Source organism: Pseudomonas sp. F(2018) (genome assembly GCF_005508865.1).
Classification (GTDB): Bacteria; Pseudomonadota; Gammaproteobacteria; order Pseudomonadales; family Pseudomonadaceae; genus Aquipseudomonas.
Window position 1 is genome coordinate 218,182 of the sequence record NZ_SCOM01000005.1, and the last position, 19,463, is coordinate 237,644.

20 protein-coding genes are annotated in these 19,463 nt (G+C 66.9%); 10 read left to right on the forward strand and 10 right to left on the reverse strand.

What is annotated here, in order from left to right; translation table 11 throughout:
• The first annotated feature begins 7 nt into the window (after positions 1-7).
• Entirely contained in the window at positions 8-706 is a 699-nt protein-coding gene (locus tag FFS62_RS20495; RefSeq protein WP_137974706.1) for a lysoplasmalogenase, read from the forward strand.
• Here FFS62_RS20495 and mtgA read toward each other — a convergent pair.
• Positions 636-1,385 (reverse strand): monofunctional biosynthetic peptidoglycan transglycosylase, encoded by a 750-nt coding sequence (mtgA, locus tag FFS62_RS20500; RefSeq protein WP_137974707.1) that lies wholly within the window; start codon positions 1,383-1,385, stop codon positions 636-638. The two genes, FFS62_RS20495 and mtgA, sit on opposite strands and share 71 nt — an antisense overlap.
• A 65-nt stretch (positions 1,386-1,450) precedes the next feature.
• Here mtgA and FFS62_RS20505 point away from each other — a divergent pair, with 65 nt between their 5' ends.
• The 5 genes from FFS62_RS20505 (at position 1,451) to FFS62_RS20525 (ending at position 5,167) form a co-directional block, all read left to right on the forward strand.
• On the forward strand, positions 1,451-1,828 hold the full coding sequence (locus FFS62_RS20505) for a DUF423 domain-containing protein (RefSeq protein WP_137974708.1): 378 nt from the start codon (positions 1,451-1,453) through the stop codon (positions 1,826-1,828).
• Between the two features lie 79 nt (positions 1,829-1,907).
• Positions 1,908-2,108: a sulfur carrier protein ThiS gene (gene thiS, locus FFS62_RS20510; protein ID WP_137974709.1), complete on the forward strand. Its 201-nt coding sequence runs from the start codon at positions 1,908-1,910 to the stop codon at positions 2,106-2,108.
• Between the two features lie 17 nt (positions 2,109-2,125).
• Positions 2,126-2,917 (forward strand): thiazole synthase, encoded by a 792-nt coding sequence (locus FFS62_RS20515; protein WP_137974710.1) that lies wholly within the window; start codon positions 2,126-2,128, stop codon positions 2,915-2,917.
• Positions 2,918-2,993: 76 nt separating this feature from the next.
• Positions 2,994-3,665, forward strand: coding sequence for a tRNA (guanosine(46)-N7)-methyltransferase TrmB (gene trmB, locus FFS62_RS20520; RefSeq protein WP_171016385.1), 672 nt, complete (start codon positions 2,994-2,996; stop codon positions 3,663-3,665).
• A gap of 158 nt (positions 3,666-3,823) precedes the next feature.
• Positions 3,824-5,167 (forward strand): DUF1329 domain-containing protein, encoded by a 1,344-nt coding sequence (locus FFS62_RS20525; protein ID WP_371920168.1) that lies wholly within the window; start codon positions 3,824-3,826, stop codon positions 5,165-5,167.
• A 61-nt stretch (positions 5,168-5,228) separates the two neighbouring features.
• Here the strand turns inward: FFS62_RS20525 and FFS62_RS20530 are convergent, their stop codons facing one another.
• Positions 5,229-5,705 carry a hypothetical protein gene (locus FFS62_RS20530; RefSeq protein ID WP_137974713.1) on the reverse strand — a complete coding sequence of 159 codons (477 nt, stop codon included), beginning with the start codon at positions 5,703-5,705 and terminating at the stop codon, positions 5,229-5,231.
• Positions 5,706-5,858: 153 nt separating this feature from the next.
• Positions 5,859-6,533 (reverse strand): GMP/IMP nucleotidase, encoded by a 675-nt coding sequence (gene yrfG, locus FFS62_RS20535; RefSeq protein ID WP_137974714.1) that lies wholly within the window; start codon positions 6,531-6,533, stop codon positions 5,859-5,861.
• A 92-nt stretch (positions 6,534-6,625) separates the two neighbouring features.
• Between yrfG and nudE the strand changes: the two genes are divergently transcribed.
• Genes nudE through FFS62_RS20550 form a run of 3 tightly spaced genes read left to right on the forward strand, consistent with a single transcriptional unit; the run spans position 6,626 to position 8,472 of the window.
• Positions 6,626-7,192: an ADP compounds hydrolase NudE gene (nudE, locus tag FFS62_RS20540; protein WP_137974715.1), complete on the forward strand. Its 567-nt coding sequence runs from the start codon at positions 6,626-6,628 to the stop codon at positions 7,190-7,192.
• Entirely contained in the window at positions 7,189-8,010 is an 822-nt protein-coding gene (gene cysQ / locus FFS62_RS20545; protein WP_137974716.1) for a 3'(2'),5'-bisphosphate nucleotidase CysQ, read from the forward strand. Before nudE ends, cysQ begins: the two co-directional genes overlap by 4 nt.
• A gap of 12 nt (positions 8,011-8,022) precedes the next feature.
• Positions 8,023-8,472, forward strand: a complete 450-nt coding sequence (locus FFS62_RS20550) for a YiiD C-terminal domain-containing protein (RefSeq protein WP_137974717.1) — start codon at positions 8,023-8,025, stop codon at positions 8,470-8,472.
• Between the two features lie 94 nt (positions 8,473-8,566).
• On the opposite strand, the gene FFS62_RS20555 is transcribed toward FFS62_RS20550, so the two are convergent.
• From FFS62_RS20555 to arcD, 5 genes are all read right to left on the reverse strand, one after another.
• On the reverse strand, positions 8,567-10,450 hold the full coding sequence (locus FFS62_RS20555; RefSeq protein ID WP_137974718.1) for a beta-ketoacyl synthase: 1,884 nt from the start codon (positions 10,448-10,450) through the stop codon (positions 8,567-8,569).
• Positions 10,451-10,721: 271 nt separating this feature from the next.
• Complete coding sequence (arcC, locus tag FFS62_RS20560) at positions 10,722-11,648, reverse strand: carbamate kinase (RefSeq protein ID WP_137974719.1); 927 nt, start codon at positions 11,646-11,648, stop codon at positions 10,722-10,724.
• A gap of 74 nt (positions 11,649-11,722) precedes the next feature.
• Positions 11,723-12,733 (reverse strand): ornithine carbamoyltransferase, encoded by a 1,011-nt coding sequence (locus FFS62_RS20565; protein WP_137974720.1) that lies wholly within the window; start codon positions 12,731-12,733, stop codon positions 11,723-11,725.
• Between the two features lie 65 nt (positions 12,734-12,798).
• Complete coding sequence (arcA, locus tag FFS62_RS20570) at positions 12,799-14,049, reverse strand: arginine deiminase (RefSeq protein ID WP_137974721.1); 1,251 nt, start codon at positions 14,047-14,049, stop codon at positions 12,799-12,801.
• Positions 14,050-14,064: 15 nt separating this feature from the next.
• The gene (gene arcD, locus FFS62_RS20575; protein ID WP_137974722.1) at positions 14,065-15,492 is read right to left on the reverse strand and encodes an arginine-ornithine antiporter; all 1,428 of its coding nucleotides are present in this window, start codon (positions 15,490-15,492) and stop codon (positions 14,065-14,067) included.
• A 347-nt stretch (positions 15,493-15,839) separates the two neighbouring features.
• Here arcD and FFS62_RS20580 point away from each other — a divergent pair, with 347 nt between their 5' ends.
• Positions 15,840-16,217 carry a DUF5064 family protein gene (locus FFS62_RS20580; protein ID WP_137974723.1) on the forward strand — a complete coding sequence of 126 codons (378 nt, stop codon included), beginning with the start codon at positions 15,840-15,842 and terminating at the stop codon, positions 16,215-16,217.
• On the opposite strand, the gene FFS62_RS20585 is transcribed toward FFS62_RS20580, so the two are convergent.
• Together FFS62_RS20585 and FFS62_RS20590 are read right to left on the reverse strand one after the other, a co-directional pair.
• On the reverse strand, positions 16,214-17,575 hold the full coding sequence (locus FFS62_RS20585) for a sigma-54 dependent transcriptional regulator (protein ID WP_137974724.1): 1,362 nt from the start codon (positions 17,573-17,575) through the stop codon (positions 16,214-16,216). The two genes, FFS62_RS20580 and FFS62_RS20585, sit on opposite strands and share 4 nt — an antisense overlap.
• Positions 17,572-19,380 (reverse strand): ATP-binding protein, encoded by a 1,809-nt coding sequence (locus tag FFS62_RS20590; RefSeq protein WP_137974725.1) that lies wholly within the window; start codon positions 19,378-19,380, stop codon positions 17,572-17,574. The genes FFS62_RS20585 and FFS62_RS20590 overlap by 4 nt, the downstream gene beginning before the upstream one ends.
• Positions 19,381-19,463 lie beyond the last annotated feature (83 nt).

Consider the following 19,463-nt stretch of genomic DNA (forward strand, 5'->3'; position numbering starts at 1 on the left):
GTCTCGTATGACCACCTTCCAGCGCCGCTGCTTTGCCGCCGCCCTCTGCCTGGGCCTGCTCTATCTGCTGCTGTTGCCGCTCAAGCCCTATCCGCTGGGCTGGCTGCTCAAGCCGCTGCCCATGCTGCTGTTCGCCGTGCTGGCCTGGCGTGCATACCCCGGTGCGGTCGGGCGCTGGCTGGCGCTGGGTTATGGCGCGGCGGCGGCAGGGGATCTCTTCCTCGATTTCGGTGATCGCGACGGCCTGTTCATTCAGGCGCTGCTGGCCTTCCTGGTCAACCAGCTGGCCTTCATCGTCGCGTTCGGCCTGCTCGGGCGTGGTCAGCCATGGCACTGGCGGCGCTCGGTGCCGGTCGTGCTCTATGCGGCAGCGATGTCGGCCTGGATGCTGCCGGCGGCCGGTGCCCTGCAGATTCCGGTGGCGATCTATCTGAGCTGCCTGCTGGCCATGGCGATCCTGGCCGGACGCGTGGAGGCCAGGCCGGGGCCGCTGTGGCTGGGGGCGATGCTGTTCGTGGTGGCGGATTCGCTGATCGGGGTGAACAAGTTCGTTCAGCCGTTCCCCCATGCGGTGCTGGTGATCGTGACCTGCTATTTCAGCGGCCAGGCCCTGATCGCCTGGGGCTTGCTGCGACTCAGAGCTTCGGCAGCCACTGCGGCCACCACTGCGCCAGCGACAGCGACAGAGGCGCCGACAGCTGGTTGAGATAGTGGCTGCCGCCGAGCTGGTAGCTCTGCCGGCGGATCCAGCTGGCCCGGCGCTGCACATGGGAGCCCGGGCGGCTGGCGCTCCAGGCGCGCGGATTGGGCAGCACGGCGGCCAGCAGGTAGGCCTGCTGGCGCGACAGGTAGGGCGCGCCGACTTTGAAGTGATGGCGTGCGGCAGCCTCGGCGCCGAACACGCCATCGCCCCATTCCACGCTATTGAGGTACACCTCGAGGATGCGCTGCTTCGGCCAGAGCAGCTCGATCAGGCCGGTGAACCAGGCCTCCAGCGCCTTGCGCGGCCAGCTGCGGCCAGACCAGAGGAACAGGTTCTTGGCCACCTGCTGGCTGATGGTGCTGGCGCCGCGCAGGTTGCCGCCATCGGCGTTGTGCTGCAGGGCCTGGCGGATGGCGGCGACATCGAAGCCCCAGTGCTCGGCGAACTTCTGGTCCTCGGCGGCGATCACCGCGATCTTCAGGTCGTCGGGCAGCTCGCGCCAGGGCCGCCATGTACGCTGCAGGTCGATCGGTTCGCCGTCGACCCAGGACTGGATCTTGCGCTCGGCCATCAGCGCCGTGCCGGGCGGGTCGATCCAGCGCAGGGCCAGCACCACCAGGGCCGAGACGGCGGCGAACCACAGCAGCAGTTTGGTCAGGCGGCGGAACAGGTTGCGCAGCATGGCTTGGCCCGGTCTTAGGGAGCGGCCATTATAGCGGCCGCATCGAGCCTGTCCGGGAGTCAATCATGTTACGAGTCTTTCTGCTGTTGGCGGCCCTGGCCGGCTTCACCGGCGTGGCACTGGGCGCCTTTGCCGCCCACGGCCTCAAGGGCCAGCTGAGCACGGAATACCTGGCGGTATTCCAGACCGGCGTGCATTACCAGCTGGTGCATGCCCTGGCCCTGTCCGGTGTGGCGTTGCTCGCCGAGCGCCTGCCGGGGCGCCTGCTGACGGCTGCCGGCAGCCTGTTCGCCGTTGGCATCCTGCTGTTCTCCGGCAGCCTGTACGCCCTGACCCTGAGCGGCCTGGGCAAGCTCGGCATGATCACCCCGCTGGGTGGCCTGTGCTTCCTCGCCGGCTGGCTGTGCCTGGGGTTGGCGGCCTGGCGTGCCGGGCGGGGCTGACAGATGGCACGCGCGTACCTTGGTCGATCCGGTCGATCGGGCTAGAATGCCGACCCTTTCATGATCTGACCGCCCAGCCATGCACATCCAGTTGAACGGCCAACCCTTCGAGCTGCCCGACGGCGCCACCGTCGCCGACCTGCTCGCGCGCCTGGATGCGACCGGCAAGCGGGTGGCGGTCGAACTCAATCTGGACATAGTGCCGCGCAGCCAGCATGGCGCCACCGTCCTGCACGACGGCGACCAGCTGGAAGTCGTCCACGCCATCGGCGGCGGCTAGTCGCCCGAGGAACTGCCATGAGCGCCATCATCGACAAGCCTTTCACCCTGGCCGGCCGCACCTACGAGTCGCGCCTGCTGGTGGGCACCGGCAAGTACAAGGACCTCGAGGAGACCCGCCTGGCCATCGAGGCCTCGGGTGCCGAGATCGTCACCGTGGCCGTGCGCCGGACCAATATCGGGCAGAACCCGGGCGAGCCCAACCTGCTGGATGTGATTTCGCCGGACAAGTACACCATCCTGCCCAACACCGCCGGCTGCTTCAACGCCGAGGAAGCGGTGCGCACCTGCCGCCTGGCCCGCGAGCTGCTCGATGGCCACACGCTGGTCAAGCTGGAAGTGCTGGCCGACCAGAAGACCCTGTTCCCCAACGTGATCGAGACCATCAAGGCCGCCGAAGTGCTGGTCAAGGAAGGCTTCGACGTGATGGTGTACACCAGTGACGACCCCATCATCGCCCGTCAGCTGGCCGAGATGGGCTGCATCGCGGTGATGCCGCTGGCCGGCCTGATCGGCACCGGCCTGGGCATCTGCAACCCCTACAACCTGCGCATCATCCTCGAAGAGGCGACTGTGCCGGTGCTGGTCGACGCCGGCGTGGGTACCGCGTCCGACGCCACCATCGCCATGGAGCTGGGTTGCGAGGCGGTGCTGATGAACAGCGCCATCGCCCACGCCCAGGACCCGATCCTGATGGGCGCGGCAATGAAGCACGCGATCATCGCCGGGCGCATGGCCTATCTGGCCGGGCGCATGCCGAAGAAGCTGTATGCCAGCGCCTCCTCGCCGCTGGACGGCCTGATCAAGTAAGCCCCCCTAAACAGGCTGAGAGAACTTCATGAGCGACATCATCGAGCCGGCAGGCGACGGCGCTGCCGAGCGGCCGCTGCGCGGCATCAAGAGTTTCGTCATGCGCTCCGGGCGTATGACCGAGGGCCAGCAGCGTGGCCTGGACCAGGGCTGGCCCAAGTTCGGCCTGCAGCTGGAAGATGGCCTGCGCGACTTCGACCAGGTGTTCGGGCGCAGCGCGCCGCGCACCTTCGAGATCGGCTTCGGCATGGGCCACGCCACCCTGGAGATGGCCGCCGCCGCGCCCGAGCAGGACTTCATCGGCGTGGAAGTGCACAAGCCGGGCGTCGGCGCATTGCTCAACGGCATGCTCACGCAGAACCTGAGCAACATCCGCGTCTACAGCTGCGATGCCCTGGAAGTGCTGCGCGACTGCGTGGCCGACGCCAGCCTCGACCGCGTCCTGCTGTTCTTCCCCGATCCTTGGCACAAGGCCCGTCACCACAAGCGCCGCATCGTCCAGGCGAGCTTCGCCGAACTGGTGCGCAGCAAGCTCAAGGTCGGCGGCATCCTGCACATGGCCACCGATTGGCAGCCATATGCGGAACATATGTTGGAGGTAATGTCGCTGGCACCGGGCTACCATAATGTGGCGGGTGCCGCCGGTTATGTGGAGCGGCCCAGCGAAAGGCCGGTGACCAAGTTCGAAAAACGTGGCGAGCGCCTTGGCCACGGCGTGTGGGATCTCAAGTTCCAGCGCGACGCATAAGTACCCAAAGCCCCGCTGGATGCGGAGCGACCATGACCGGGACCACCCGGCGCCAGGATGGCCACTGCCTCACCCAACGGCAATCTGCGAGCGCGACCTAGATCGGTCGCACGGATAAGAACAGCGGCGCTCGAGTGCGTCGCGAGGAGAAAGCTGTGCTGAGAACAATTGCAGTCCTGTCACTGGCAGCCGCTGTCAGCCTGCCGGCGCAAGCCCGCGTCGATGCGGCCCAGGCCGCCCGTCTCGGGCAAGACCTGATGCCGCTGGGCGGGGAGCGCGCCGGCAATGCCGCGGGCACCATTCCGTCCTGGGAGGGTGGCGTCGCCACGCCGCCGGCCAACTACCAGCCCGGCATGCACCACCCGGACCCCTTCGCCGCGGACAAGGAGCTGTACCGCGTCGACAAGAGCAACATCGCTCAGTACAAGGCGCTGCTGACCCCGGGCTACCAGAAGCTGCTGGAAACCAACCCGGACTACTTCCTGCGCGTGTTCCCGACCCGCCGCAGCGCCGCCTCGCCGCAGCGCATCTACGACGCCACCCGCTACAACGCGGCCAACGCTTCGCTGATCGCCGGCGGTAACGGCATCGAAGGCACCGCCGCCGGCATTCCCTTCCCGATCCCGCAGAACGGTCAGGAAGCGATCTGGAACCACATCGCCCGCTACCGCGGCGAGCAGACCCGGATGATCACCAACCACGCGGCAGTGCTCAAGGGTGGCGACTACGTGCTGGTCAAGCGCGAGCGCGACATCCTGTTCGTCTACGGTCGCGAAGGCGTGACCCCGGCGGATCTGGACAACACCCTGTTCTTCTACAAGTACGTGGTGACCTCGCCGAGCAAGCTGGCCGGCTCCGCCCTGGTGGTGCAGGAGACCCTCGACCAGGTCCTGGCGATCCGCAAGGCCTGGCGCTTCAACCGTGGCGAGCGCCGCGTGCGTCGCCTGCCGATGCTGGCCTATGACGCCATGCAGCCGGACACCAACGGCATGGCCACCGCCGACGTGGTCGACGCCTACAACGGCGCGCCGGACCGCTACGACTGGACCCTGGTCGGCAAGCAGGAAATGCTGGTGCCGTATAACAGCTATGCCGTGCACCAGAAGGGCATTCCCTACGAGAAGATCCTCCAGGACAAGCACGTCAACCCCGAGCTGCTGCGCCACGAGCTGCACCGCGTGTGGGTCGTCGACGCCAAACTGCGCAAGGGCCACAGCCACCCCTACGCCGAGCGCCGCTTCTACCTCGACGAGGACAGCTGGCAGATCCTCGCCGTCGACCTGTACAACAAGAGCGGCGAACTGGTCGGCCTGCAGGAAGCCCACCCGATCAGCTACTACGACGTACCGATGTTCCTCAGCACCCTGGAGACCATCTACGACTTCGCCGGCAGCCGCTACTTCGTCGACGGTCTGGACAACAACGAGCCGATGTACGACTTCAACGTGCAGCTGAAGAAGAGCGACTTCACCGCCGCCGCCCTGCGCAGCGAAGGTATCTGATACCGCCCGGTTTCAGGCTCCGTAAAACACAAGGCCCGCATCATGCGGGCCTTGTCGTTTCTCAGTGGTGCTTCTTGTGCCACTTGTGCTTCTTGTGGCCGAGGGCGCGACCGGGGTGCCCGTCGTGATCATGGTAGTGACCATCGCGGTAGCGGCGATCATCGTGGTCATGGTCGTCATCGTCATCCCCACCGTAGGCATTGCCCAGTGCGCCGCCGGCACCGCCGCCGACTGCCGCGCCGATCACACCGCCGGTGCTGCCGCCGACCTTGCTGCCAATCACCTGGCCGCCGGCCGCGCCGATGCCACCGCCGATGGCTGCCTCGGTGCGGGCGCCCTTGTCGGCACCTACCGCGCTACCGGCCGCGCCGCCGACACCGGCACCGATGGTGGCGCCAGTGCTGCCACCGATCTGCTCGCCGACCACGGTGCCCAGGGCGCCGCCCAGGGCGCCGCCGACGCCGGCCGAGGTGTTGCCGGCCAGAGCGGTGGCGCTGGCCAGGCCGAGAGAGAGCAGGAGCAGAGAGGAATACTTCATTAATTACGGACCTCCGTTGGGGAATGGCGCACATGCTGCCAGCGCCGCTTCGCTGGGCAAGTGGCATTTGGCGGCACTGCGAGCAGTGTCACGACCTGTGCAAAAAATGGCGCAGCCGACGAACCGCCTGGCTGCCGGGCGGTCGACGGCGCTTCAGGCTGGCGGGGCGAGCTGGGCGCTGAGCTGGCGATAGTCCTCGACGGCGGCGAACTCCTCGGTGTCCTTGGCCGCGCCGCGGCTGTCCGGCTGGCGCACCGCCAGCAGGTGGGCGACGCCATAGCGCCCGGCGCTGCGCAGGATCGGCAGGCTGTCGTCGATGAACAGGCTGCGCGTAGGCTCGAAGGGGAAGTCCTGCTGCAGGGCGAACCAGAACTGCTGATCCTCCTTGGGGAAGCCGTAGTCGTGGGAGCTGATCAGGCGGTCGAAGTAGGGCGCCAGCTCGACCTTCTCCAGCTTCAGCGACAGCGAGTCGCGATGGGCGTTGGTGATCAGCACCACGCGCTTGCCGGCGGCGCGCAGGGCGGCGAGGAAGGTATCGGCGTCCGGGCGCAGGGCGATCAGGTCGGCCACTTCGCGCTTGAGGTCGCGTACCGAGAGTTTCAGCTCGCGGCTCCAGAAGTCGGTGCAGTACCAGGGCAGGGTGCCGGCGTGGGCACGGAACAGCGGCAGCAGCTCGGCGCTGGCCGCCTCGCGGCTGATGCCGTGCAGCTCGGCATAGCGCAGCGGCAGGTGTTCCAGCCAGAAGTGATTGTCGAAATGCAGGTCGAGCAGGGTGCCGTCCATGTCGAGCAGGACGGTATCGATATCGGCCCAGGGCAGCTGATGCATGGCAAAGTCCGGAAACAGACGGGGAGCGAATATCCGGCGCGGATATTTCGAGGGAGCGGGGTATGATACCCGTTCGAATCAAGGAGCGAATGATGCGTGATAAACCCCAGGTGCTGGCCCGCGAGATAGTCGCCAGCAGCCGCCTGTTCCGCGTCGAAGAGCTGCAGCTGCGCTTCGCCAATGGCGTCGAGCGCACCTACGAACGCCTGGTGAGCAAAGGCGCCGGTTATGGCGCGGTGATGGTGGTGGCCATGCTCGATGCCGAGCACGCGGTGCTGGTCGAGGAATACTGCGCCGGCACCGACGACTACCAGCTGTCGCTGGCCAAGGGCCTGATCGAGCCCGGCGAGGACGTGTTGGTGGCCGCCAACCGCGAGCTCAAGGAGGAGGCCGGCTTTGGCGCCGAGCGCCTGGAGCTGATCGCCGAGCTGAGCCTGTCGCCCGGCTACATGAGCCAGAAGATCCAGGTGGTCCTGGCCCGCGATCTCTACGAGGAAAGCCTGCCGGGCGACGAACCCGAGCCGCTGCGGGTGGACAAGGTCAGCCTGCGCGAGCTCAGCGCCCTGGCCCAGCATCCGCAATTCACCGAAGGCCGGGCCCTGGCCGCCCTCTATCTGGTCCGCGACCTGCTGACCCAACGTGGAGAGTTCAAGCCGTGAGTCATCCCTATCTGCCGGCGGTGATCGCCCTGGCGCAGCGCGCCGGCCAGGCCATCCTGCCGCACTGGCGCAATGACGTGGCCGTCACCGAGAAGGCCGACGCCTCGCCGGTCACCGCCGCCGACCTGGCCGCTCACGAGGTTCTCGCCGCCGGCCTGCGCGAACTGGCGCCGGAGATTCCGGTGCTGTCCGAAGAGGATGCCGGCATCGCCTTCGCCGAGCGCGCCGAGTGGCAGCGCTGGTGGCTGGTGGACCCGCTGGACGGGACCAAGGAGTTCATCTCCGGCAGCGAGGAGTTCACCGTCAACGTCGCGCTGATCGAGCGCGGCCGTGTGGTGTTCGGCGTGGTCGGCGTGCCGGCCAATGGTCGCTGCTACTTCGGCGGTGCCGGCCTGGGCGCCTGGCGTCAGGAGCCGGGTGGCCAGCCCGAGGCCATCACCGTGCGCCTGGCCCCGGCCGAGGCCTTCACCCTGGTGGCCAGCAAGCGCCACTCCAGCCCGGCCCAGGAGCGCCTGCTGACCGGTCTGTCCGAGCGCTTCGGCGATCTGCAGCTGGCCAATATCGGCAGCTCCCTGAAGTTCTGTCTGCTGGCCGAAGGCAATGCCGATTGCTACCCGCGCCTGGCGCCCACCTCGCAGTGGGATACCGCCGCGGCACAGGGCGTGCTGGAAGGCGCCGGCGGCGAGGTGCTCGACCTCAAGGGCGAGGCGTTGACCTACGAGGCCCGCGAGAGCTATCTCAACCCGTCCTTCCTCGGCCTGCCGCAGGCCGCCGAGTGGCGCGCCGAGCTGATCCAGCTGGCCCGTGCTTTGGACTGAGTCACTCGCAGCATGAGCGATGATCGTGCCTACCTGGAGCAGCTGCTGCACCAGGACATCCCGCTGACCCAGGCCCTCGGCCTGGGCGTACAGGGTTGGCAGGGCGGCGAGCTGCGCCTGAGCCTGCCGCTGGCGGCCAACCTCAATCACAAGAGCAGCATGTTCGGCGGCAGTCTCTACTGCGGCGCGGTGCTGGCCGGCTGGGGCTGGTTGCACCTGAGCCTGCGCGAGGCAGGCGTGACGGACGGGCATATCGTCATCCAGCAGAGCCAGATCGACTACCCGCAGCCGGTGCTGAGCGATGCGCTGGCGGTATGCGCGGCGCCGGCGGCGGCCGAGTGGGACAAGTTCCTCGCCCTGTACCAGCGCCGCGGCCTGGCGCGGATCCGGCTGCATAGCCGCATCCTCGTCGACGAGGTCGAAGCGGTGCGCTTCAGCGGACAGTACGTGCTGCACCGCTGAGTCATCCTCTCCTCTGAGGGGGAGGGGCCGTTCTGCCACCCTCACCCTACGCGGGCCGCCCCAACCCTCTTCCGGAGGGAGAAGGAGCCACACGTCACAGCATATCGCTGTAGCGCTCGTCCTTCCGGTACAGCAGCGGCTGGGCGAAGCCCGGCACCTGGATGCCGTCGGCGCTGAACTGCAGTTGCTGATCGTCGATCAGGTCGTGACCGAAGTTGTAGAGGATGTCGAACTGGCCGCGTAGCGCGCGCTGGTCGTAGGCGGCCGCCGCAGCGCGAGTCGCTTCGCGCTTGGCCTGCCAGGCGCTGAAGGCGGCCTCGCCGTGGCGCTTGCGCAGCATGCGCTCGGCCACCTGCGGGGCGAGCAGCACGCCGGTGGCGTTGTTGCCGCCGAAGCCCTTGGAGTTGAGGAAGCACACTTCCATGCCTGCCACTTGGCGGTCGCGGACATCCAGGCTGATGTGCTGGCGGTGCACGTCGTCGGCCACCCGGTCGATGGTCTTCAGCCCCGGCAGCAGGCCGTGACGGAAGGTGCCCAGGGCGGCGATCAGCTGGTCGCCGCTGGCCGGTGCCAGGGAATGGCCGACGAAGGCCTTCACCGCGGTCACCGGCCATTGCTCGATACCGAAGGCGGCGGCGACCCGATCCAGCAGTTCGGATTCGCTGACCCGGTTGGCCGGGGTGCTGGAGCCATGGGCATGCACGAAGCTGTGGTGGCGCACGGCGTCGATGCCGACCAGCTGCGCGGCGGCGGCCACGGCCTTGGCCACGGTCAGGTAGTTGCCGGGGCCGGGGGCGGAGATGGATTTCTTGAAGCCGTCGGCGTTGATGAACACATCCGGCACGGCGCCATGGATATCGGCGCCCAGCTCCAGGGCCAGCTCATCATCCATCAGCACGATGAACTGCGCCGACTCGGACAGGGTGAAGCCGCAGTTGTCACCGAACGGCCGGCTGGCGCGGCGGAAGTCCACCTCGTCGCGGCCCTCGATCTTGCGCAGGCCTTCCTCGGTGGCCAGAGCGCCCATGGCGCCGTAACCGTCGATGAACTCCTGGGTGACCGGCGCCTCGCTGTTGCCCACCAGCACCACGCGGGCCTGGCCGTTGGCGATATGCTCGACGCCCTTCTGCAGGTTGTAGAGGAAGGTGGCGCAGGCGCCGGTGACGCTGCCGGTGGTGCCGACGCTGCCCAGTACATAGGCGTTGATGAAGTCCGCCGGCATGCTGTTGAGGCCCAGCGGGCACTGCTTGGCGGTGACCCGGTTACCCCGCAGGCGCGACTGCAGCATGCCGCCGAAGCCGTTGTCGTCCATCTGGCTCATGCCGCTGCCGGCGAACACGGCGACCTGGTCCGGCTGGACCCTGGCCAGGATGTCGGTCCAGGGCAGGCCGGTGGAGCGCAGCGCGTCGGTGGCGCCAACCACGGTCATCTGCAGGCCGCGCGGGTGGAAGTGCGAGTGGTACAGCTCGCCCGGCTCGAAGCCGGTGGGCAGCTGGCCGGCGGACTTCACCGGCAGGGCGCGATAGCTGTCGACCTTGAACTCGCTGCTCTCCTGCAGGGTGACGCGCACCTGCTGCTCGTCCAGCTCTTCCACCTGCCAGCTGGCAGGCAGCGGCTCGGGCAGGTGCTTGCGCAGGGTGGTGAACTGGGCGGCACTGACGGCGATGTTCTTCTGCCAGTGGGCGGCGTCCACGTCCAGGTGGCGTTTCTCGATGCGCCGTACCAGGGTGCCGGCGAGGATCTCGGCGCTATGCCGGGCCTCGATCTCGGCCGGGCTCAGGGGCTGGCCATCGACGCTGCGGAACTGGCCATCGACCACCTGCACCAGCTTCATCATCACGGCCAGGCCGGCCAGGGTTTCCTGGCGACTGGCGGCATCCAGCGATTCCTGGACGATGCGGCGGAAGCCATGGTGGAACGAGCTTCTGCCCGCGGCGTTGTAGCCGCCGAAGCCGACGATGACGGGAAGACGAGACATCACACAGAACTCCTACAATCGACCTTCATGCCAGGCGGGGCGAGCGCGAAGTGGCGGGCGGATGCTCGGCGACAACAGCGCTCCCTGCCAGGCGGCAAATGCCGGATGGCGACTCAAATGAATCGGGGGTATCGGGTTGACGCGGGGTCTGACCGGCAAGTCACGTTGCTGCTTGCTGGTCATCCGTACAGGCGGGGCGGGTAACGGCGCGGCGAGTTGCAGGGATGAGGTTGAGGAGCGGCAGGGGAGCCTGCCGCTGGGGTAACGCGGATCAGCGGTATTGCGTACTGCTGGCGCTGGTGCTGATGCGGGTGCCGGACTTGCCCTGGACGATGGCCTCGATATTGGCCAGCGAGCCGATCACCGCGACCTTGCCGGTGTTGCGCGCGAACTCGCAGGCGGCCTGCACCTTCGGCCCCATGGAGCCGGCGGCGAAGCCCAGGCGTTCCAGCTCGTCCGGGTGGGCTTCGGCGATGGCCTTCTGCGTCGGCTTGCCCCAGTCGATGTAGGTGGCATCGACGTCGGTGGCGATCACCAGCAGATCGCTGGACAGCTGTTCGGCCAGCAGCGCCGAGCACAGGTCCTTGTCGATCACCGCCTCCACGCCCTTGAGCTTGCCGTTGTCGTACATGGTCGGGATGCCGCCGCCGCCGGCGCAGATCACCACGCTGCCTTTCTCCAGCAGCCACTTCACCGGGCGGATCTCGAAAATCCGCTGCGGCCTCGGGCTGGCCACCACGCGGCGGAACTTGTCGCCATCCGGGGCGATGCTCCAGCCCTTCTCGGCGGCCAGGCGTTCGGCGTCTGCCTTGCTGTAGACCGGGCCGATCGGCTTGGTCGGTGTCCTGAACGCGGGGTCGCCGCTGTCCACCTCGACCTGGGTGAGGATGGTGGCGAAGGGCACTTCGAACGGCAGCAGGTTGCCCAGCTCCTGTTCGATCATGTAGCCGATCATGCCTTCGGTCTCGGCGCCGAGCACGTCCAGCGGGTAGGGGTTGGTGGGGTCGTAGGCGTTGCCCTGCAGGGCCAGCAGGCCGACCTGTGGGCCGTTGCCGTGGGCGATCACCAGTTCGTTGCCCGGTGCCACCTTGGCGATCTGTTCGCAGGCGATGCGCACATTCTCGCGCTGGTTCTCCGCGGTCATGGCCTCGCCACGCCGCAGCAGGGCGTTGCCGCCCAGGGCGATGACTAGTCGCATATTGATTCTCCTCGAAAGGGTTGGTCGTAGGGCGGGTGAAACCCGCGGGTTGCACCCGCCCTACGGCACGCGCGTCAAACGTCGGCCAGGGTCGAGACCAGGATCGCCTTGATGGTATGCATGCGGTTTTCCGCCTGCTCGAAGGCGATGCACCAGGGCGACTCGAACACGTCTTCGGTCACCTCGATGCCGTTCTTCAGGTGCGGATACTGCTCGGCGATCTGCTTGCCGACCTTGGTTTCGCTGTTGTGGAAGGCCGGCAGGCAGTGCATGAACTTCACCCGCGGGTTGCCGGCAGCCTTCATCAGCTCGGCGTTGACCTGGTAGGGCATCAGTTGCTGGATGCGTTCGCCCCAGGCCTCCACCGGCTCGCCCATGGACACCCAGACGTCGGTGTGGACGAAGTCGACGCCCTTGACCGCTTCCTTGGCATCTTCGGTGAGGGTGATGCGTGCGCCGCTTTCCTCGGCGAATTTCTTGCACGCGGCCACGTGTTCGTCGGTCGGCCACAGCGACTTGGGCGCGGCGATGCGCACGTCCATGCCGAGCTTGGCGCCGATCAGCAGCAGCGAGTTGCCCATGTTGTTGCGGGCGTCGCCCAGGTAGGCGTAGCTGATGTCGTGCAACGGCTTGTCGCTGTGTTCGCGCATGGTCAGCACGTCGGCGAGCATCTGGGTCGGGTGGTATTCGTCGGTCAGGCCGTTGAACACCGGCACGCCGGCGTACTTGGCCAGGTCCTCGACGATCTCCTGCTTGAAGCCGCGGTACTCGATGGCGTCGTACATGCGGCCGAGCACGCGGGCGGTGTCCTTCATCGACTCCTTGTGGCCGATCTGCGAGGAGCCCGGGTCGATGTAGGTGACGTTGGCGCCCTGGTCATAGGCGGCCACTTCGAAGGCGCAGCGGGTGCGGGTGGAGGTCTTCTCGAAGATCAGCGCGATGTTCTTGCGCAGCAGGTGCGGCTGCTCGGTGCCGGTGTACTTGGCGCGCTTGAGGTCGCGGGACAGGTCCAGCAGGTAGCGCAGCTCGCGAGTGCTGTGGTGCATCAGGCTGAGCAGGTTGCGGTTGTGCATGTTGAAAGCCATGGTTCTTTCTCCTTGTGGGTATGGGAAACCGCGCCCGGCGGCGGGTGGCCGCCGGGGTGGCTTGATCAGTAGTCGATCGGGTCGCGGATGATCGGGCAGGTCATGCAGTGGCCGCCGCCGCGACCGCGGCCCAGCTCGCTGGCGCTGATGGTGATGACCTCGACCCCGGCCTTGCGCAGCAGGGTGTTGGTGTAGGTGTTGCGGTCATAGCCGACCACCACGCCGGGCTCCAGGCAGACCACGTTGTTGCCGTCGTCCCACTGCTCGCGCTCGGCCTCGAAGCTGTCGCCGCCGGTTTCCACCACGCGCAGTTTCTTCAGGTTGAGGGATTCGGCGACCACGTCGAGGAAGGACTTGTCCTCGCGGCGCACGTCGAGGCCGCCCGGCTTGCTCTCGTCCGGGCGAATCACGAACGGCACGATCTGGTAGGCGACCTCCGGGAAGACCGTGACCAGGTCGCGGTCGCAGAAGCTGAACACGGTGTCCAGGTGCATGGCGGCGCGCGACTTGCCGAGACCGGCGACCACCACGCGTTCGGCGGCGCCGGCCTTGAACAGGGCCTGGGCGACCTGGCCGATGGCCTGGTGTGAAGAGCGCTCGCCCATGCCGATCAGCACGGTGCCGTTGCCGATCGGCATCACGTCACCGCCTTCGAGGGTGGCGGCGCCGTGGTCCTTGTCCGGGTCGCCGTACCAGATCTGGAAGTCGGCATTCGCGAAGTCCGGGTGGAACTTGTAGATGGCGCTGGCCAGCAGGGTTTCCTGGCGGCGCGCCGGCCAGTACATCGGGTTGAGGGTGACGCCGCCGTAGATCCAGCAGGTGGTGTCACGGGTGAACTGGGTGTTGGGCAGCGGCGGGAAGATGAAGCTGGACTCGCCCAGGTAGGCGTTGAACATCTTCGAGACTTCCGAGTTCTTGTGCTTGGCCAGGTCGGCACCCGACACGCCGCCGATCAGGAATTCGGCGATACGCCGCGGCTCCAGGCCCTCGATGAACGAGCGCACCTCGTGCTGCAGGCCGAGGCCGACGCTGTTGGGAGTGAGCTTGCGATCGAGGATCCAGGCCAGCGCCTCCTTGTTGCTGACGGTCTGCTCCAGCAGGTTGTGCATCTCCACCACATCGATGCCGCGCTCGCGCATCTTGGTCATGAAGTCGAAGTGATCGCGCTTGGCCTGGCTGACCCAGATCACATCGTCGAACAGCAGTTCGTCGCAGTTATTGGGGGTCAGGCGCAGGTGGGCGAGGCCGGGCGAGCAGACCATCACCTTGTGCAGTTTGCCGGCTTCGGAATGAACGCCGAGAGCTTTGGTGGACATGTTGAACTCCTTCTCTTACAGACTCAGGAAGCCGTCATACAGGCCGTAGGCGGCAATGGCGGCGCCAATCAGCACGACGAGGAAAATGATCTTCTCGACGCCGGTGAAGATGGGTTGGCCCAGTTCGCGCTTGGCCTTGGCGAACAGGATGGCGCCCGGTGCATAGAGCAGGGCGGACAGCAGCAGGTACTGGATGCCGGCGGCATACACCAGCCAGATGGCGTAGAGGGTGGAGACCAGGGCGATGACCAGGTCCTTGTTGCGTTCGCCGCCGGCGTTCTCGTACGTCTCGCCGCGCACGGCCAGCAGCACCGCGTAGGCGCTCGACCAGAAGTACGGCACCAAGATCATCGAGGTGGCCAGGTACAGCAGGCTGAGGTAGGTCGAGCTGTTGAACAGGGTGATGATGAGGAACAGCTGGATCAGTGCGTTGGTCAGCCACAGAGCGTTGACCGGCACCTGGTTGGCGTTCTCCTTGCGCAGGAACTCCGGCATGGTGTGGTCACGGGCGCTGGCGAAGAGGATTTCCGCGCACAGCAGGGTCCAGGACAGCAGGGCCCCGGCCAGAGACACCAGCAGGCCGATGCTGATCAGCTGGGCACCCCAGGGGCCGACCACATGCTCCAGCACGCCGGCCATCGACGGGTTCTTCAGCCCGGCCAGCTGGGCCTGAGCCAGGATGCCCTGAGACAGCACGTTGACCAGTACCAGCAGCAGCAACACGCCGACGAAGCCGATCACCGTGGCCTTGCCCACGTCGCTACGTTTCTCGGCGCGGGCGGAGAAGATGCTGGCGCCCTCGATGCCGATGAACACCCAGACGGTGACCAGCATCATCTTGCGCACCTGGTCCATCACGCTGCCCAGCTCGGCGTTGCTCTCACCCCAGAAGTCGGTGGTGAACACGTCCATCTTGAAGGCGATGGCGGCGATGATGATGAACAGGGCCAGCGGCACCATCTTGGCGATGGTGGTGAGGGTGTTGATGAAGGCCGCTTCCTTGATGCCGCGCAGTACCAGGAAGTGCAGCAACCAGAGCAGCACGGAGGCGCAGATCACGGCCGGCAGGGTGTTGCCCTCGCCGAAGACCGGGAAGAAGTAACCGAGGGTGGAGAACAGCAGCACCATGTAGCTGACGTTGCCGATCCAGGCGCTGATCCAGTAGCCCCAGGCCGAGGAGAAGCCCATGTAGTCGCCGAAACCGGCCTTGGCGTAGGCATAGACCCCGCCATCCAGGTTGGGCTTGCGGTTGGCCAGGGTCTGGAAGACGAAGGCCAGAGTCAGCATGCCGACCCCGGTGATCAGCCAGCCGATCAGGGTGGCTCCGGCGCTGGCGCTGGCGGCGATGTTCTGTGGCAGCGAGAAGATCCCGCCGCCGACCATGGAACCGACCACCAGGGCAATCAACGCACCCAGGCGAAGTTTGTTTGCAGAGTCGGACATTTTGATATCTCCAATAGCGGAGTGAAGTTAGGAGCATTGGGCTCGCTACGGGAGAGTGGGGTATTGATCTCAATCAATAGCTCGCTATCCATTGCTCGGCAATACTGTCCCTGTCTTGCCAGAACTACTCAGGACATATCTTGGGTATAGCGAAGAAACCTCGTCTTAGACGGCCTCTACCCGTTCTGGTCGGGCATAGAGGAAACTAGTCGAACTTTTATCGCTTTCAAGTTTCAGCAAGATGTCGCTTATGCGTAATGGCAAGTTGCTTTCTGTCTGTTCGAGATTAATTCGAGGCTAGTTACTTCGAATTCTTATAAGTCGACAGCGATGCCAAGGGGGTTGCGATGTTCCGCCCAGGACATGTCGAAGTACGCCGCGAACCTGCACCCGGTGAGCCCGGCTTTCAGTTGAGCCTGGAATACCGGGTGTGTCGCGATGACGATGGCTGCCACGTCGATTTCGAGCTGGACGGCGATGTGGCCGGGCAACCAGTGCACGATGGCTTCAGCTTGCGTCGCGACGTGGCCTACAACTTCCTGCAGAGTGCCGGGCGCTGCCTGCGCCGGCGCGGCATCAAGCCGGCGCACCCGGCGCTGTTCGCCTTCCACGAGGATTACGACCGGGTATTCGCCGACCTGCGCCGCCAGCTAAGTGCCGACCCTGGCGAGCCGGTAGACCTGGAGCGATTCCTGCTCGATCGCGGTGAAGCGATGCTGCACTAGTCCTCGTCGCCGCCCGAATCAAGGCCGTGCTTGCGCAGCTTGTCGTGCAGGGTCTTGCGCGGCAGGCCGAGGGCCTCGGCGAGGCTGCGCAGGGAGTTGTGCCCCTTGGCCATCTCGGCGGCGATCAGCGCGCGCTCGTAAGCTTCGACCCGCTCACCGAGGCTCTGCTCGCTGGCTTCGGCCAGCTCCCCTCCACCCGGAAGATCCAGGCCGATATCCAGCCCCATGGCGAAGCGCTCGGCGGCGTTCTGCAGCTCGCGAACATTGCCCGGCCAGGCGTGGCTGAGCAGCTGGGCACGCTGCCCGGCCTGCAGCTCACGCATCGGCAGGCCGTGGCGCTGGGCCGCGGTCTCGGCGTGGTGCTGGAACAGCAGCAGGATATCGGCGCCACGTTCGCGCAGCGGCGGAATACGCAGTGGTGCCACGTTCAGGCGGTAATACAGGTCGGCGCGGAAACGGCCCTGGTCGGCGGCCACCCGCAGGTCTTCCTTGGTCGCGGCGATCACCCGGATATCCAGGGGGATCAGCTGGTTGCCACCGAGGCGCTCGACCACCCGCTCCTGCAGCAGGCGCAGCAGCTTGACCTGCACATCGGGGCTCATGCTCTCGATTTCGTCGAGGAACAGGGTGCCGCCGTTGGCGAACTCGAACTTGCCGATGCGCCGTTTGGCGGCGCCGGTAAAGGCGCCCGGCTCATGGCCGAACAGCTCGCTCTCCACCACCGACTCGGCCAGTGCGCCGGCGTTGATCGCCACGAACGGGCCCTTCTTGCGCGCGGACAGGTCGTGCAGCGCACGCGCCACCACTTCCTTGCCGGCGCCGGTCTCGCCGAGGATCAGCACATCGGTGTTGATCGCCGCCAGCGCGCCGACCTGCTCGCGCAGGCGCAGCATGGGCGCGGACTGCCCGATCAGGCGGGCGCCCAGCTCGTTGCGGTCGGCCAGGGCCAGGCGCAGGCTGCGGTTCTCCAGGACCAGGCGGCGCAGCTCTAGGGCGCGGCGCACGCCATCGAGCAGGGCCTCGCTGGCGAAGGGTTTTTCCAGGAAATCGTAGGCGCCGGCGCGCATGGCCTGCACCGCCAGCGGCACGTCGCCGTGGCCGGTGATCAGCAGCACCGGTAGCTCGGCGTCCTGCTGGTGCAGTTGCTCCAGCAGTTGCAGGCCGTCGATGCCAGGCATGCGGATGTCGCTGACCACCACGCCCGGCCAGTCCGCGGCGATGCGCTCGGCCACGCCGCGGGCGTCGGCCAGGGTTTCCACGCGCAGGCCGGCCAGGTCGAGGGTTTGTGCCAGGGCCTGGCGCAGGTGCTCGTCGTCGTCGATCAGCAGAACCTGGGTGCGGGCGTCGATGGCGCTCATGAAAACTCCTCGGGCGGTTGCAAGTTGGCGCCGGGTGCGGCGTTGCGCAGCTGCAGGGTAACCAGCGCGCCACCGTCCGGGTGATTGCCCAGCAGCAGCTGGCCGCCCAGGGCGTGCATCAGCGTCTCGCAGATGGCCAGGCCGAGACCCAGGCCCTGGGTGCTGGTCTTGGTGGTGAAGAAGGGCTCGCGGGCGTGGGCCAGGGCCTGTTCGCTGAAGCCCGGGCCATTGTCGCGCAGCAGCAGGTTGACGCCTTCGCCGGTGACTTCGGCACTCAGCCAGATACGCCGAGGTGGCGCCTTTTCGCCGAGGGCGTCGAGGGCATTGGCCAGCAGGTTGCCGAGCACCTGGCGCAGGCGTGTCTCGCCGGCCTGCACCCAGAGGGTGGCGGCGGGCAGGTCGCGAATCAGCTCCACTTCCAGTGCCCGGCGACGCTTGGCCAGCAGGGCCAGGGCATCGTCCAGCGCCGGCTGCAGGGCCACGCTCTCCGGCGCATGCTGGTCGCGCCGGGCGAAGGCGCGCAGGTGGGCGATGATCGAGGCCATGCGCCCGGTCAGTTCGCTGATCTGTCGCAAGTTGCCGCGGGCGTCGTCGGTGCGCTGGTGGTCGAGCAGCACGCCGGCGTTGTCGGCGTAGCTGCGGATCGCCGCCAGTGGCTGGTTGAGTTCATGGCTGATGCTGGCGCTCATGGTGCCCAGCGCCGTCAGCTTGCCGGCCTGGACCAGTTCGTCCTGGGTGCGCAGCAGCTCCTGCTGGGCGTGCTCGCGTTCCAGCACTTCGTCCTTGAGGCGATTGTTCAGCGTCTCAAGGTCGCGGGTGCGCTCCAGTACGCGCATCTCCAGCTCGCGTTTGGCGCGGGCATCCAGGGCGATGCGCTCGATGTAGTGACGCCGGCGCTGCAGCAGCAGACCGAGCATCAGCAGGCCCGCCAGCAACGCGGCGCCACCCACGGCCAGGGTGGTGCGTACCTGGCGATCGACCAGCTGGCGCGGGGCGAGGATGCTGGCTGTCAGCCCGGTCTCCTGCAGCTCGCGGCTCTGGATCAGCCAGGCGCTGTCGTCCAGCTGCAGCGGCGTGGGCGCCTGGGTCGGGTAGGGCTGGTTGGCGGCGATGGCGGCGCGCTCGGCGTTGTCCAGCTCGCGGGTGGCACGGAAGCGCCAGTCGCTGCGCGAGGAGATGATCACCACGCCATTGCTGTCGGTCACCATCAACTGCTCGGGGGTATTGCCCCACAGGGTCTCGGCGTCGTCGAGGTCGACCTTGACCACCAGGATACCGATTACCCGCTCGCCGTCGCGCACCGGGCTGGAGAAGAAGTAGCCGCGCTTGCGCGAGGTGGTGCCGAGGCCGAAGAAGCGTCCCTGCTTGCCGGCCAGGGCTTCGCGAAAGTACGGGCGATAGGTGAAGTCGCGGCCGACGAAGCTGTCCGGCTGATCCCAATTGGAGGAGGTTAGGGTGATGCCTTGGGGGCTCATCAGGTAGATCACGTCGGCGCCGGTTTCCTCGCGCACCTGGGTCAGCAGGCGGTTGGCCCGCTCCTGCAGCGCCTTGTCCGCCGGAGTGGCGAGCAACGAGCGCAGTGGTGGCAGGTCGGCGAGGATATTCGGCAGCACCTCGTAGCGGCGCAGCGTGCCGAACAGGTTGGCGACATACAGGTCGAGGGTCTGGCGGTTCTGCTCGAGCAGCTCGCCGCGGTAGTAGCGCTCGGCGAAGAACTGCAGCGGCCACAGCAGTGGCGCCAGCAGCAGAGCCAACAGGGCCAGGCTGCGCCAGCGTGGGCGGTGGGGAGTGGGGGCTGCGGTCATGCGATCTGCGCCTGGGGAGTCGGCGTCCAGTATGCCAGCCACCTGCCCCAGAAACGACGAAGGCCCGCATCGCTGCGGGCCTT